General features: G+C 65.9%; 15 protein-coding genes and 1 tRNA gene. 5 read left to right on the top strand and 11 right to left on the bottom strand.

Annotated features, from left to right (window positions below; translation table 11 throughout):
* Positions 1–274: 274 nt before the first annotated feature.
* Complete coding sequence (locus tag AC0QDI_RS09230; RefSeq protein WP_098726120.1) at positions 275–463, top strand: hypothetical protein; 189 nt, start codon at positions 275–277, stop codon at positions 461–463.
* Between the two features lie 148 nt (positions 464–611).
* Here AC0QDI_RS09230 and trpG read toward each other — a convergent pair whose 3' ends face one another.
* The 4 genes from trpG to trpD are packed head-to-tail and all read right to left on the bottom strand — an operon-like array spanning position 612 to position 4632.
* On the bottom strand, positions 612–1268 hold the full coding sequence (gene trpG, locus AC0QDI_RS09225; RefSeq protein ID WP_474667443.1) for an anthranilate synthase component II: 657 nt from the start codon (positions 1266–1268) through the stop codon (positions 612–614).
* A complete protein-coding gene (gene trpE, locus AC0QDI_RS09220) occupies positions 1265–2953 on the bottom strand; it encodes an anthranilate synthase component I (protein ID WP_474667442.1) in 1689 nt (562 codons plus the stop codon). Before trpE ends, trpG begins: the two co-directional genes overlap by 4 nt.
* 9 nt (positions 2954–2962) lie before the next feature.
* Positions 2963–3613, bottom strand: a complete 651-nt coding sequence (locus AC0QDI_RS09215; protein ID WP_474667440.1) for a phosphoribosylanthranilate isomerase — start codon at positions 3611–3613, stop codon at positions 2963–2965.
* Positions 3610–4632, bottom strand: coding sequence for an anthranilate phosphoribosyltransferase (gene trpD, locus AC0QDI_RS09210; RefSeq protein WP_474667438.1), 1023 nt, complete (start codon positions 4630–4632; stop codon positions 3610–3612). Before trpD ends, AC0QDI_RS09215 begins: the two co-directional genes overlap by 4 nt.
* A gap of 190 nt (positions 4633–4822) precedes the next feature.
* On the opposite strand from trpD, the gene AC0QDI_RS09205 reads away from it, so the two are divergent.
* Positions 4823–4897, top strand: a tRNA-Val gene (locus AC0QDI_RS09205).
* A gap of 486 nt (positions 4898–5383) precedes the next feature.
* Here AC0QDI_RS09205 and AC0QDI_RS09200 read toward each other — a convergent pair.
* Positions 5384–5578, bottom strand: coding sequence for a hypothetical protein (locus tag AC0QDI_RS09200; RefSeq protein ID WP_474667436.1), 195 nt, complete (start codon positions 5576–5578; stop codon positions 5384–5386).
* Between the two features lie 105 nt (positions 5579–5683).
* Positions 5684–5953: a hypothetical protein gene (locus AC0QDI_RS09195; protein WP_474667434.1), complete on the bottom strand. Its 270-nt coding sequence runs from the start codon at positions 5951–5953 to the stop codon at positions 5684–5686.
* 172 nt (positions 5954–6125) lie between these two features.
* Between AC0QDI_RS09195 and AC0QDI_RS09190 the strand changes: the two genes are divergently transcribed.
* Positions 6126–7034: an AEC family transporter gene (locus AC0QDI_RS09190; protein ID WP_474667432.1), complete on the top strand. Its 909-nt coding sequence runs from the start codon at positions 6126–6128 to the stop codon at positions 7032–7034.
* A gap of 73 nt (positions 7035–7107) precedes the next feature.
* On the opposite strand, the gene AC0QDI_RS09185 is transcribed toward AC0QDI_RS09190, so the two are convergent.
* The 4 genes from AC0QDI_RS09185 to AC0QDI_RS09170 all read right to left on the bottom strand — a co-directional run bounded on the left by AC0QDI_RS09185 (position 7108) and on the right by AC0QDI_RS09170 (position 10015).
* On the bottom strand, positions 7108–7836 hold the full coding sequence (locus AC0QDI_RS09185; RefSeq protein WP_474667430.1) for a hypothetical protein: 729 nt from the start codon (positions 7834–7836) through the stop codon (positions 7108–7110).
* Positions 7837–7922: 86 nt separating this feature from the next.
* Positions 7923–8705 (bottom strand): YihY/virulence factor BrkB family protein, encoded by a 783-nt coding sequence (locus AC0QDI_RS09180; protein ID WP_474668335.1) that lies wholly within the window; start codon positions 8703–8705, stop codon positions 7923–7925.
* Positions 8706–8857: 152 nt separating this feature from the next.
* The gene (locus tag AC0QDI_RS09175; RefSeq protein WP_474667428.1) at positions 8858–9610 is read right to left on the bottom strand and encodes a CAP domain-containing protein; all 753 of its coding nucleotides are present in this window, start codon (positions 9608–9610) and stop codon (positions 8858–8860) included.
* A 63-nt stretch (positions 9611–9673) separates the two neighbouring features.
* Positions 9674–10015 (bottom strand): lycopene cyclase domain-containing protein, encoded by a 342-nt coding sequence (locus tag AC0QDI_RS09170; protein ID WP_474667426.1) that lies wholly within the window; start codon positions 10013–10015, stop codon positions 9674–9676.
* 107 nt (positions 10016–10122) lie between these two features.
* On the opposite strand from AC0QDI_RS09170, the gene AC0QDI_RS09165 reads away from it, so the two are divergent.
* On the top strand, positions 10123–11280 hold the full coding sequence (locus tag AC0QDI_RS09165; RefSeq protein WP_474667424.1) for a CBS domain-containing protein: 1158 nt from the start codon (positions 10123–10125) through the stop codon (positions 11278–11280).
* Positions 11281–11410: 130 nt separating this feature from the next.
* On the opposite strand, the gene radB is transcribed toward AC0QDI_RS09165, so the two are convergent.
* Positions 11411–12166 (bottom strand): DNA repair and recombination protein RadB, encoded by a 756-nt coding sequence (gene radB, locus AC0QDI_RS09160; RefSeq protein WP_474668333.1) that lies wholly within the window; start codon positions 12164–12166, stop codon positions 11411–11413.
* Positions 12167–12281: 115 nt separating this feature from the next.
* Here radB and AC0QDI_RS09155 point away from each other — a divergent pair, with 115 nt between their 5' ends.
* Complete coding sequence (locus tag AC0QDI_RS09155) at positions 12282–13916, top strand: sensor histidine kinase (protein ID WP_474667422.1); 1635 nt, start codon at positions 12282–12284, stop codon at positions 13914–13916.
* Positions 13917–14090 lie beyond the last annotated feature (174 nt).

The raw sequence follows: 14090 nt of genomic DNA, 5'->3' as shown, positions 1-14090 counted from the left end.
TTGATGCCTCTGTAACCTATCGTTTCGCCGCCTCCCGCGGCCGCCGAGACGGCCGCCTGTGTGGTTACTACGTCCTACGTCGCCGACCGACTTAACGATTTTCAGACCGAACTGAAAGTGACTGCGAACGATTGGAGTACGTCGCCTTCATGCGATTTTCTCTTTCGCGGGTGGTTCGGTGTCTCGGGACGACAGCGCCACTCGAGTCAGTCACTCTCGAGAGTCAGTCACGATATCCAGAAAGATTACGTCCCTGCAGCACGCGGGGTCGCATATGATCGAAGCACTGACATCGGGGCCGACGATCCTCCTCGTACTGGCCGGACTGGCTGCCTTCGCCGTCGCCGTCGTCGCAATCAAAATCGCGATCAAACTGGCCGTCCGCATTGGCATCGTAGCCGCCGTCGTCCTCGCCGGACTCTACGCCGCCGGGTTCACCGACCTGTCGTTTCTGCCGTTCTAGACCGCCGGCGCCCCGGGCTGTTCGCTCTCGGAATACCCCTGCCGTCCCGCGCGGTCGGTCCGCCGGTCATACGGTCTGCTGTAACGGTTTACCGGTGCGACCGCAGTCCGTCTCGCGGTCGCATCGGAACTGACTGACAGCAGCCGTATCAGACCGACTCGAGGAAGTTTTCGATGATATCGTGTCCGACGGCCGTGAGCACGCTTTCCGGATGGAACTGGATGCACTCGAGGGGATGTTCGCGGTGGCGCACGCCCATCACGAGCGTGTGTTCCCCGTGTTCCGCGGTCGCCGACACCTCGAAGCAGTCGGGGACCTCGGTCGCGATCAGCGAGTGATACCGACCGGCGCGGAAGCCCTGCTCTACCCCCTCGAAGACGCCGTCGCCGTCGTGGTCCACCGCGGAGGCCTTCCCGTGGATCGGTTCGGGGGCACGGCCGATCGTCCCGCCGTACTCGTAGACGGCGGCCTCGAGACCGAGACAGACGCCGAGCGTCGGCACGTCGGGGCTGATCTCCCGGAGCACGTCCATCGTGACCCCGACGTCGCGGTCGTTTTTCGGATGGCCCGGCCCCGGGCTGATGACGATCGCGTCGGGATCGACGGCGCGAACGGCCTCGAGCGATGCCGTATTCTTCAGAATCTCGGTTTCGGTGCCGGCCAGTTGGCTGACGTACTCGACGAGGTTGTAGGTGAACGAATCGTAGTTATCGACGAACAGGACCGTCAGTGGGTCCGCGTCCGCGTTCGTCTTCCCGTCCCCGTCCGTAGTGGTGTCCCGTTCTTCGGTCGCGGTCGCGCTCATCGGCTCACCTCCGCCGTCGCACCGGGTTCGTCGTCCGGACTCGAGTCATCGTCACCGCCCGGTAGTTCGATCTCCTCGAGTGCCGCGAGGACGCCGCCCATCTTCTGCTCGGTCTCCTCGTACTCGGCGGTGGGATCGCTGTCGGCGACGAGGCCCGCACCGGCCTGAACCGTGATCCGATCCTGGTCGCCTTCATTCTCAACGGTCGCCGTCCGAATCACGATCGCGAAGTCCGCGTCGCCGGTCCACGAGTAGTAGCCGACGCCGCCGCCGTAGAGACCGCGAGGGTCGGACTCGAGGTCGTCGATGATCTCCATCGCACGGATCTTCGGCGCGCCCGAGAGGGTGCCGGCGGGGAAGGACGCTCGCGTCGCGTCGAACGCATCCGAGTCGGCGGTCAGTTCGCCGGTCACCGTCGACTCGATGTGCTGGACGTGGCTGTACTTGAGGACGTTCATGAACTCGTCGACGCGGACCGATCCCGGCTCCGAGACTCGGCGAACGTCGTTTCGCGCGAGATCGACCAACATCGTGTGCTCGGCGCGTTCCTTCCCGTCGGCCAGCATCTCGCCCGCGAGGCGGCGATCCTCGACGGGGCTCGAGCCGCGATCGCAGGTACCGGCGATGGGGTTGGACATGACCTCGCGCCCGCGGACGGAGATCAACGTCTCGGGACTGGCGCCGACGACGGTGAGATCGCCGTGATCGAGCAGGTACATGTAGGGCGACGGGTTCACGTCCCGCATCGCCTCGTAGAAGCCGAGCGGGTCGACCTCGCCGTACAGTTCCCGCGTGCGGGAGACGACGCCCTGGTAGATATCCCCGTCGAGGACGTGCTCTTTGGCTCGACGGACGCTCTCCTCGTACTCCGCCCTGGAACCCGAGCTCTCGTCTTCGCGGACGAACCCGCCCGTCTCGGGCCGCTCGGCCTCGCGCAGCGTTGCCGCGACCGCGGCGGCTTCGTCCCGGAGCGCGTCGTACACCTCGTCCGGGTCGTCGTCGGCCTCGAGCACGGGCGTGAAGACCAGCGAGAGCGTGCCGTCGCGCTCGTCGAACGCCAGCGTCTTCGTCGTCAGGAGGAACTGCGCGTCCGGGAACCGCGAGTCGGGGCGCTCGCAGCCGACCTCCTCGAGCCAGAGGTCGTAGACCGCGTCGTAGGCCAGGAAGCCGACCAGCCCGCCCTCGAGGTGCTGGCGGTCGTGGTCGGGCACGTTCTCGAGACGGACGTCCGGCATCGCGGCCCGAAGCGCGTCGACGGTGTCGCCCTCGCTGTCCGTCCGAATCGCGTCGAGCGGCGCGTCGTCGGTGAGCGCTTCGACGGTCGCCTCGCCCGACTCGACCGTCACGACGGCCTCGGGTTCGTACCCGACGTAGGAGTACCGCGCGTGGCGCTCCGCGTCCGCGGCGCTCGGTCGGAAGGCACCGTCGGGGTCGCTCGAGGCGGTCTTCTCGGCGCTCTCGAGCAGGAAGGCGTACGGGGCACGCTCGCGATCGCTCGCAGCCGTTCGGCCGGTAAGCGCCGCGTAGGCGGCGAGCGGGGTCGTCTCGACGTCGAGGGTGGCGACGGTGCGAACGACGGCGGGTCGGTCCGAGCGGTCGGCGCTCGACCCCGCGTGCTCGCGGAACGTCTCACGGTCGACGTCGACGGTCGGCGGTTCGGATACGGTGGCGGTAGAATCGTCCATGTAAGTCAGTTACGGCTGTGCCGGTCGGCGGGCGTTCTTCGCTCGGTCGACGAACGATCGCACGGCGTCGATGTCCTTGACGCCGCCGCTGTCCTCGACGCCGCTGGCCACGTCGACGGCGAACGGGTCGACGGTCCGGACCGCGTCGCCGACGTTCTCGGGCGTGAGTCCGCCCGCGAGGATCAGCGGCGACTCGAGGTCCGCGGTGGCCGTCCGGGTCCGCTCCCAGTCGTGGGTACGACCGGTTCCGCCGCCGCCGTCCTCGCCCGCCGTGTCCACGACGAGTCCGTCGACGATGTCGTCGTAAATCTCGGCGGTGGTCGCGTCGTCGGCGTCGACCGCGAGCAGGATCTCGGCCTCGAGTTTCGCGCGCAGGTACGCGAGGTCGCCGACCCGGATGTCGCTGTGGATCTGAACCGCGTCGGGTTCGATCGTCTCGACCAGCTCGATCGCCTCCTCGGGCCCCGCGGGCATCGTTACCAGCACGCTCGTCACGAACGGCGGCGTCGCCGCCGCGAGCGCTGCGGCCCGCTCGAGCGAGACCTCTCGCGGCGTGTCGACCGGAACGTCACAGATGATGCCGACCGCGTCCGCGCCCGCCTCGACCGCCGCCTCGAGGTCGGATTCGGTGGTCAGTCCGCAGACCTTGACGCGGGTCATCGCTCCTCCCCGACCGGCTCCGCCGTCGCGCCGCGGAGTCGGTCGAGTTTCCGCGCCGCGGAACCGGAGTCGATCGCCTCGCGGGCCGCGTCGGCACCCGCCTCGAGCGAGTCGGCTTCGCCGGCGACGTAGATCGCCGCGCCGGCGTTCGCGAGGATCACGTCGCGTTTCGCACCCGTGATACTCCCCTCGACGATCCCGCGCATGTCGGCCGCGTTTTCCTTCGGCAGGCCGCCGGCGATGTCGTCGATATCGCGTTCCGTGAGACCGAGATCCGCGGGCTCGAGCGTGTACTCCTCGACGGAATCGCCGTCGACCTCGGCGGCGACGGTCTCGCCGTGGATCGCGATCTCGTCGGTGCCCGCGCCGTGGACGACCAGCGCGCGGTCGACGTCCATTCGGGACAGCGCGTCCGCGAGGACGGGGACGAGCTCCGGATCGTAGACGCCGACGATCTGCGCGTCGGCCCCGGCCGGATTCGTCAGCGGCCCGAGAACGTTGAAAATCGTCCGCATGCCGAGTTCCTTGCGCGGCCCGATGACGGCCTTCATCGCCGGGTGGAACACCGGCGCGAGCATGAATCCGATGCCGTCCTCCTCGATGGCCGCCTCGACGGCCGGCGGTTCGGCCTCGACGTCGACGCCAACTTCCTCGAGCACGTCGGCGCTGCCCGACGACGACGAGACCGAGTAGTTGCCGTGCTTGGCCACCGGAACGCCGGCCCCGGCCGCGACGATGGCGCTCGTCGTCGAGACGTTGATCGTGTCGTAGTCGTCGCCGCCCGTTCCGCAGGTGTCGACCAGCGGCTCCCGGTCGGGATCGATCGTTCTGGCCGCGCCGCGCATCCCCTCGGCGAACCCGGCGATTTCGGCCTCCGTCTCGCCTTTCGCGCGGAGCGCCGCCAGCAGCGCGCCGATCTGTGCCTCCGTCGCACCCTCGAAAACGGCCGTCGAAGCCGCTCGAGCGTCCGATTGCGTGAGGTCGTCCCCCTCCGTCACTCGTTCGACGTATTCCTGCATAGTGAACACCAATGTACGTAGTTGTCTTGTAATGACCAAATGAGTACATCGACTTAAGCGTATCGCCCCGGCGCGTGGGGGCGACTCGCGTACGGCGGTCGATTCGAAACCTTCAATTGTAGCGGCGGGCAACGACTGAGTGCAGACAGCGTGACGACGTGCGTCGGGCTGTGTGACCGCGAAACCAGGCGGGTTGGTAGTCTAGTCTGGTTATGACACCTCCTTGACATGGAGGAGATCGGCAGTTCAACTCTGCCCCAACCCACTACGTTTCTTGCGAACCCGTTTCTGAGCAGTTGATTCGTTCTGTCATCAGTAAATAGTGGGACGACTTCTTTATTCAGGATATTCTGTCCGTGTTTACGGATCAAGTGCGGTGAGGCAACCGTAGAGAACGAATAGAGTCCCTATTAGTAGGCTACTAGGGAATTGGCGGGCTGTCACCGAGGAGATAACACCGAGCACGGCGAGCCCCAGACCAACGAGTATCCAGAAGAGACCAGTCCAGCGAGGAGAGAGACTAGCGAACCACGGTGCCAGTCGGGGAGCAAGGAGCTGTGCAAGACCGAAAGCGCCGAAGGCGATACTCGCTACGACGCCACCGACGTTGATCGGGTCCGACGTGAGCACGAATACGCCCAATGCAAGCACTGAGATGAGGATGGTACTCAGTCCGGTCCACACACCTCCGAACTCGACTTCATCCCTCGCAGACATCGGTAGTGAACTCACCACTTACAGCGGAGTTCGATTACCAGTCCGGTTCCTCGTGATGGTTCATCACGACGTGGACGAGCAGATAGAGCGGCAAGAGGAAGATCACCAATAACGAGGCGGTACCACCAATATCTAGAAAGACTTCGTTCGTCGCATCTGAGACGGTTTCGAGGGCGATTACAGCCAACAAAAAAGTGATGAGCGCGAGGAACCAATCCGTTCTATCCATACGTCAATTTGGAATAGTTTCTACTACAAAGATTTCGATTCGGCAGATACGTCTCCGGAGTTGCCAAATCCGGCGTTTCCTCGAGTTCGCCGATACTCCCTTCCGTCAGTCTCGAGAGTACGCGTCGCTCTCCCAGTCGGTGAAACAGTCGGCGGGTTCTACGTCTCGTATCGCGTCCATCCCCTCGCTCGGAATGTGACGAAAGCAACGGGGTTCGTCCTCGGTCTCGGCGATCCACGCCGCCTCGTCGCCACAGACCGCACAGTTCGGAGCGCCGCCGACTCGCAGCGCGACCCACCAGCGAAGGCGCTGCAGTCGGGTTCGGAGCCCCGCTCTGATTCGGGTCGGAACGTCCGACAGGGTGCTCTCGGTCACTGTGATTCGATCTCCTCGAGGCCTTCCACGTCGTCCAGCGCCATGAACGTTTGATCGTGTCGGGCGACGCGGTCATCGCTTTCGGTCTCGAGTCGGCCGGACCAGGGGACTCACCATCGTCCCGTCGCTCGAGATCGAACGGTACAAACCCGCGAGTCGACTCGAGCGGGATATGGAAGTCGTCGGTCGGCTGCTGGCGCTGCTCGTCGTGTTGCTGGTCGGAGCCGGGTTGCGGACGACCGGGATCCTCGACCGGCGGCGGACCGAACTGCTGAACGCCGTCGCCTACTACGTCGCGCTGCCGGCGCTGATTTTCGTCTCCACCTACGACCGGTCGATCGGGGACCTCCTCTCGCCGGCGCTGCTCGCCGGCCTCCTCGTCGTGCTGTTCGCGACCGCCGGACTCGCCGCGATCGTCCACCGAAATCGGGGCTCGAGCGCCCGCCGGAGCGTCGCGATCGTCCAGTCGTATCACTCGAATCTGGGCTATCTCGGACTGCCGCTGGTCGCCGCGACGTTCGACGCGTCGGTGACGGCGATCGCGAGCGTCGTGCTGGGCGTCGTGACGCTGACCCAGTTGCCGCTGACGATCCTCGTCCTCTCGACGCTCAACGGAGCCGACGCCTCGATCGCGCGCGAACTCCGCGGACTCGCGACGAACCCCATCCTGGCGACACTGATCGCCGGCCTCGCGGTCGGCTCCCTCGGAATCTCGATCCCGTCGCCCGCCGCGACCGGCCTCGATGCGATCGGTTCGCTCGCCTTGCCCGTCGCGTTGCTCTGCGTCGGGGCGTCCCTGCAGGTCGACGCGCCCTCGATCGACGCCGGAGCGATCGCCGCCGTCGTCGCGCTCAAGATCTGCCTGATGCCCGCCCTCGCGTGGGCCGTCTTCTCCGCGCTCGCCGTCGACCCGGCGACGTTTACCGCCAGCGTCGTGATGCTCGGGACGCCGAGCGCCGTCTCGACGTTCGTCTTCGCGAACGAACTCGGCGGCGACCGGGAGTTCGCGTCGCTGAACGTGTTCGTCACGACGCTGGCCTCGGTCGCGACGCTGTTCGTCCTGATCACGCTGGTCAGCTAGCGGGCAGGGGTCGCCCTCGAATCGCCGATTCCCGAGCGATGCTGAACCCGAGCCGGGCCACCGAAGCCGTCCGCTATCGCGAGAAGAACTGCTTGAGTCGACCGAACAAACCGGGCTCGTCGTCTGCGGACTCGTCACTCGTCCCGGCGTCTACGTCGCGCTCGACCGACCCGGCGAGCGGGCCGGCGTCGTCGCGCAAGTCGGTACCGTTACCGGCGTCGCTGGCCCCCGTTCCCGTCGTCTCGAGGTCGTCCATCGAGAGGTCGATATCGTCGATCTCGGGGGTCGACTCGCGGCCGTCGCCGGCCTCGGCCGCCCGGACGTCCGCGCCCGTGACGGTGCCGTCGTCGACGCGGCTCGCGAGTTCCTCGAGCGAGGCGTCGTCTGGAAGCGACGATGCGGCCGTCTCGATCGACTCCGCGTCGGTCGAGTTCGACTCCGCGTCGGACCGGGACGCGGTGTCGTGGTCGGTGATTCCGTCGGCGGTCGTTCCGTCCGCCGTCGTTCCATCGGTCGTGGTAGTGACTTCCTCGTCGGCCGTCGAAACGTCGTCCTCGCCGACCGCGGTCGTAACGGTGTCAGTCGGTCCGTTCGTCGCGCTCGGTTCGTCGCTCGAGCCCGTCGACTCGGCTTTCGTCGCGTCGAGCGAGTCGAGAATGTCGTCGACGCTCTGCTCGGAGACGACGCGCCGGGGGCCGCCGCTCGGCTCGAGGGCCTCGCTCGAGCCATCATCGGCCTCGACGTCGTCGGCCGCGCCGGGGTCGTCGGTCGCGGCGGTGGAGGGTGATCGCTCGTCGCTCATGGTCGTGGTCTGTCGCTGCCGGGGGCATAATCTTTCCCCTGTACGGACGATACAGAAAACGGGAGCGGTGACGCTTCTCCCGGCCGCTATTCCGCGATTACGGGGCGCGATCGGACGACGTTGAGAACGGCACCGACGAGGATGATGATGCCGGCGAAGTAGAGCCAGGTGACGAACAGGAGGACCGCACCGACGGCACCGTACGCCTCGTACTGGCCGGCGTTCGACGCGTAGAGCTGGAATCCGATCTGGAGGGCCGTCCAGCCGACGGCGGCGAAGACCACGCCGGGGAGGACTTCGGCCAGTTCGACGGGGACCGGCGGCAGCACGTAGTAGATCGGGAGGAAGACGAGGACGAGCCCGCCCAGCAGGACGATCCAACCGAGCAGGCCGGCGAAGGGAACGGAGTCGGCGACGATCTGAAGCATCGCGCCGATCCCGATCATGAGGGCGATCGCGCCCGCGCCGGCGACGATCACGGTGAGGCCGTCCCTGATCTGGTCGACGAGCGAGTCCTCGGCCACTTCGTCGTAAACCTTGTCGAACGCCAGGCTCAGTCCGCGGAAGACCTTGAGCGCACCCCACGTGGCGACGGCGAGCGCGACGACGGTCGCCTCCGCGCGCCCGGATTCGGTCGTGAGCGCTTCGGTGACCAGCTCTTCGCCCGCCGCCGGGAGGAAGTCGCCGGCGACGGTGATCAGCCGTTGGGCCGCTTGCTCGCCGCCGACCAGCGAGCCGACGACGAGCGCGAGCAAGATCAGCGGAATCAGCGAGACGAACGCGTAGTAGGCGAACCCGGCCGCGAGAAAGGTCAAGTCGCGGTCGCTCGCCGTTCGATAGATAGCGGTGAGCGTCTCCGGAACCTCCATAGTGAACGTCCGTTCTTTCGGTCCCTGTACCTGTAAGTCGTTCGCAATTCCTGTGAACCGATCCGTCTCGCGGTTTTCGTCGTGCATGTCAACGCTCTCAGCGAACCCGCCGGTGAATCAGTTCCCGCTCGAGGCGGCGCGGTCCCGACCCGTCACCACTCGCGACAGAAATTCTGTCCCGCGTAGACCTCGCCGTCGTCGGTGATGGAGACGCCGACGCCGGCTCGGTCCCAACTGGGCGTGTCGCCTTCCTCGAGGATGGCCTGCCGATGGGCTGTAGAGTTCATCCACTGGTTGACCAGCCCCGTCGCGAGCCCCTCGGCGGTCCGGTGGCGAACGGTCCCGTCGCCGCCGGGCCGTTCGACGGGTCGATCGAGCCACGTCTTGGCGATATTTTCGCCGTATCCCGGACAGTAGTTGCTCACGTCCTGAAACCGATCATAGGGACCTTCTCCGTCGCGGTTCCTGTGGGAAAAGTAGTCGCGATCGGCCATGTCCTCGCTGTGGGCGCGCGCGACGGACGCGATCGTTCCGTCCCATACGAGCGGGTCGAGGCCGCGCTCGGCCCGCCGCTCGTTGACCTCCGCGTGGACGAAGTCCTCAACGGTCGCGGAGCTGACCATCTCGACGTCGGTCTCGTAACTCGAGTTCCCCGGATCGTCGGGATCGGTCACGTCGGGGTTGCGTTCCCCGGCCGGCTTCACGTCGGGACTGGGCGGCTGTCGTTCCTCGAGGCCGAGCCCGTCGATGAGTTGCGGTGCGAAGAGGGCGGTTCCGAGCGCGAGCGAACAGACGAGCGCGACGGCGACGAGGAAGTTCGCCAGTCCCCGTAACAGCGCGCGGTCGCCGCTCTCGCTCGCGTCCGTTTCGTTCGCCTTGGCCGTCGCGAACCGACGACTATCCATCGAGTCGACTGACGGTCCGTGCGTACAAGATAGTCGCGGTTGCTTACAGTCAGTGAGAGGTACCTATCGGTGCGCTAATGACTTCGAAGGTGTCGTCGCGTCGTCGGATTCGTCGCCGAAGATCGTCTCGTGGATCCCGATGACGAGCCCGGGGACCACCGCCATGAACAGGTGTTCCTCGAGCGGGATGCCGGCGATATCGACGCCGATCCTGAGTTTGATATCGAAGACGCCGACGGCGAGGGTGTAGCGGTCCCAGACGTAGGCGATCGGGTACAGTGCGAGGATGGTAACCGCCGCCTTCCGGAGCGCGTTCGCCCGACGCAAGAGGAGCGCGGCGACGAGCCCCCAGACGATTTCGGTGACGAGGTAGGTGTACCGGCCGAAGACGGTGATGTCGCGCATCGCGAAACGCTTCAACGGCCCGCACAAAAATCCCGGTGCCCGGAGCCACCCCGGCTAAAACGGGCAGTATCTTAAATACCCCCGCGGCACTACGTTCAGACGGACAGATGAATATCGCTGATATCGCCACCACGGAGTTTATCGAAGTCGACGTCGGGACGCGAATGGGGAAAGTCCGTTCGATGTTCGAGAACGGCAATCCCAAGGGGATCATCGTCATGAATGACGGCGAATACGAGGGCGTCATCAGCGAGCGGGAGGTCCTCCAGTCGCACGTCGAGGACGACGCCAAGGTGGCGGCGCTGACGAAACCGAGCCGGAACACGCCGTCTCCCAAGGTCGACCGCCAGGAGGACATCCGGGAGACCGCACGCGTTCTCGTCGAGAGCAACGCCACGGTCGCCCCCGTCTTCGAGAACGGCGACCTCTGGGGCGTCATCACCGACGACGCGATCCTCGAGGCGGTACTGGAGAACCTCGACGCGCTCACCGTCGAAAACATCTACACCGACGATCCGATCACGCTCGACGAAGACGACGGGATCGGGAAAGCGATCAATCTCCTGCGCGAACACGGGATCTCGCGACTGCCGGTGATGAACGAGAACGGCTACCTCTCCGGCGTCGTGACCACCCACGACATCGCCGACTTCGTCATCCGCGAGAATCACACGACCACGACCGGCGACCGGGTCGGCGACACCGATCGCCTGCTCGACGTGCCCGTCTACGACATCATGACCAGTCCCGTGGAGACGACGACGCTGGACGCGACGGCCAAGGAGGCCGTCGAAGCGATGCTCGAGGACGACTACGCGGGGCTGATGGTCACGCCGGCCGACAACGACCGGGTCGTCATCGGCGTCATCACCAAGACGGACGTCCTGCGCGCGCTGACGTTCACCGAGGAGGAGCACATGGACGTCCAGATTACCAACATCTCGATGCTCGACACCATCACCCGGGAGTCGATCGTCCAGAGCATCGAGTCCGTCGCGGACAAGTACGCCGACATGCAGGTGATGCACGCTCACGTCCGCTTCCACGAGCACAACGAGAAGCTGCGGGGAACCCCGCTCGTGCAGTGTCAGATCCGCCTGCGAACGAATAAGGGACAGGTCGCCGGCACCGGCGAAGGCTACGGCTCGGAGAACGCCTTCCGCGTCGCGGAGGACAAACTCGAGCGCAACGTCTTGGAACTCAAGGGCGTCACCAGCGACGAGGAGTACCGCGGCCAGTTGTTGCGAAAGCTCAATCAGCTGTAGCGGGAGTCGTCCGACTCCGGGGTTCCGCGCTCCTTTTTTCGTCTCGCAACGATCCGACGGAGAGCGCCCGTCGAGAGCAAACGTATAAAACGAGGGACGGCCCCGTCTCCGGGGACCGGACGCCGCGCGGTCAGGTCCAGGCGTCGTCGTCGCCGCCCTCGAGCCCGGTGTCGGTGATCCGGAACTGAGCCGAGTCCCCGACGGGTTTCGAGCGGTGTTTCTCGAGGGTTGCACGTCGCTTCCCGCCGCGGAAGCGCTCGAGGCGGACGACCGTTCCGGTCCAGTGCTCGAGGGTATTCCCGCCCAGCCCCCGGGTACGATCCGAGTCGGGGTCGGCGAAGACCTGATTCGTCAGGACGACGGCGAGATCGTGTTTCCGGGCCAGCGAGAGCAGATGAGTTACCTGCCGGGTGACGCTGCGCAACGCCTCGCCCTCGTCGCCGTCGGCGGTGCGCTCGAGCCGATAGAAGCCCGTCGCGCTGTCGAGGACGATGAGGTCCGCGCGCTCGGCGAACTCCTCGGCGTCGCGGACGGCCTCGGCCTGTTCCTCGAAGTCGAGCGCGTCCTCGATGACGATCCGCGAGGCGACGGCCTCAACGTCGTCCGCGTCGGCCTCGTCCCCGTCTCGAGGCGACTCGGTGTCGACGGTGGCCTCGAGCAGTTGCTGGAAGCGGTCGACGGAGACGCCTTCGGTGTCGATGTAGACGACGGTGCCGCCGTCGACCGCGGTCTCGACGGCCGCCGATAGCGCGAGATTCGTCTTTCCGGCGGCCGGCGGACCGTACAACTGCGTGACGGCCCCGCGTTCGAACCCCCCACCGAGCAACTCGTCGACCGGGCCACAGCCGGTTGAAATCGCCTCTTCGGTCACGGTTTCAGTTGACAGGGGATGCGCAAAAAGGCCCCGAAACGGGCCGGGGAGCGGAACCGATTCGGTACCGGTGTGAACCAGCGTCGCGACTATCCAAACTTTCACAACTCGATGGGGACTATGTAAGATAATGTCCGCCTGGAGCCGTTTTATTTCGAGAGTGGGAGGACAGGTCCTTATTTCGGCGCTGGGCGGGCTGTTCGTCGTACTCGGAGCGATCCAGATACACCGAAATATAGTGACTGACGGCCCAACTGGGGAGATTTCGGTCGATCTTCTCCTGTTCGCGTGGCCGGCCGTCACGCTACTCTACGGGGGGTACTGGGTCGGCGAGAGCGACCTTCCACCCGCTCGGTTTCCGCGCGTTTCGGGCTGGTGTCTCGGCGGTCTGGCGGTGATGTTCGGCGTCACCGCCCTGCTCGTTCTCAATCCCGACGCGACCCTCGGGAACCCGGTGCGGGAGATCGGTATCCTGACCGCAGTCGGTACGATCGGCGGTCTGGGGGTCGGCGTGATGGAGGCGCGAGCGCTCACTCGAGCGGCCGAAGCCGAACGGAGCGAACGCGCGCTGCGGAAGGAGCGAAACTTCGTCGAGCAACTCGTCCGAACGGCTCCGATCGGGATCGCGACGCTCGACCGCGACGGGACGTTCGACTACCGCAACGAGCAGGCCGAAGAGATATTCGGGGACGCACCGGAGGGCGTCGGTGACTACGAGGACCGTATCGACGAATTCGACCTGATCCGGTTGGACGGGACACCGCTCGCTCCGGAGGAGTCCCCGACGTATCGAGTCGTGGAACGAGGAGAGACGGTGCACGACGGCCCGATCGGACTCAGAAACGCCGACGGTCGGCGCGTCTGGCTCCTGATCAGCGGGAACCCGTTGCCGGGCGACGAGCAGCGAAACGCCGTGCTCACCCTCACGGACATTACCGAACAGATCGAGTACGAACGGGACCTTCGACGATCGAACGACCGCCTCGAGCAGTTCGCCTACGCCGCCTCGCACGACCTCCAGGAGCCCCTGCGGATGATCTCGAGCTACCTCCGGTTGCTGGAGAGTCGGTACGCCGACGACCTCGACGCGGAGGGCCGCGAATTCGTCGAGTTCGCGGTGGACGGCGCCGACCGGATGCGCGAGATGATCCAGGCCCTCCTCGAGTACTCGCGGGTCGACAGGGACGAGGGTTCCTTCGAACCCGTCGATCTCGACGTCGTCCTCGCCGACGTCCGCGCGGACCTCGCGTTCCGAATCGACGAGAGCGACGCGGAGATCACGGTCGATTCGCTCCCGCGAGTCATCGGTGACGAGGAACAACTCCGTCACGTGTTCCGGAACTTGCTGGACAACGCGATCGAATACAGCGGTGAAGGGGTGCCTCGAGTGGATATCTCGGCCGAGCGAGACGGAGACGAGTGGCGGATCGCCGTCCGCGACGACGGGATCGGCATCGACGCGGACGAACTCGACCGCATCTTCGAGGTGTTCGAACGCCTCCATCCGCCCGACGAGCACGACGGAACGGGAATCGGACTCGCGCTCTGCGAACGGATCGTCGAACGCCACGGCGTTCGAGCGAGCGAAGCGAGTTCGAGCTCGGCAGGCTCGCGGAGCGAGTCTGTCGGCGGCGAGATCTGGGCCGAGTCCGTCCCCGGCGATGGGGCGACGTTTTACTTCACGATTCCGGCCGAGGCGCGATCGGAAACCGCGCTGATGAATCACCCGGCGAATCGCGACCGGAATAGCGGCTCCGCCGAATAAAGCCGTAGTGTTCAGCGTTCGGCTCGCGAGAGGTTCGGAACGGGCTCGATCGTCTCGTCGCCCCGGAGAGCCGTCGGCTCCCGTCGGCGTTCCCATCGCCGCTATCCGCCTCTCGTCGACGCCGCGAACGCGACGGACCGTTCGCGTACGTTTATTCGTCACGGGACCGAAGGC

The sequence above is a fragment of the Natrinema sp. LJW11 genome, assembly GCF_056135975.1.
The sequence above is the reverse complement of the archived record's forward strand: the minus strand, read 5'-3'. Positions and strand labels throughout refer to the sequence as shown.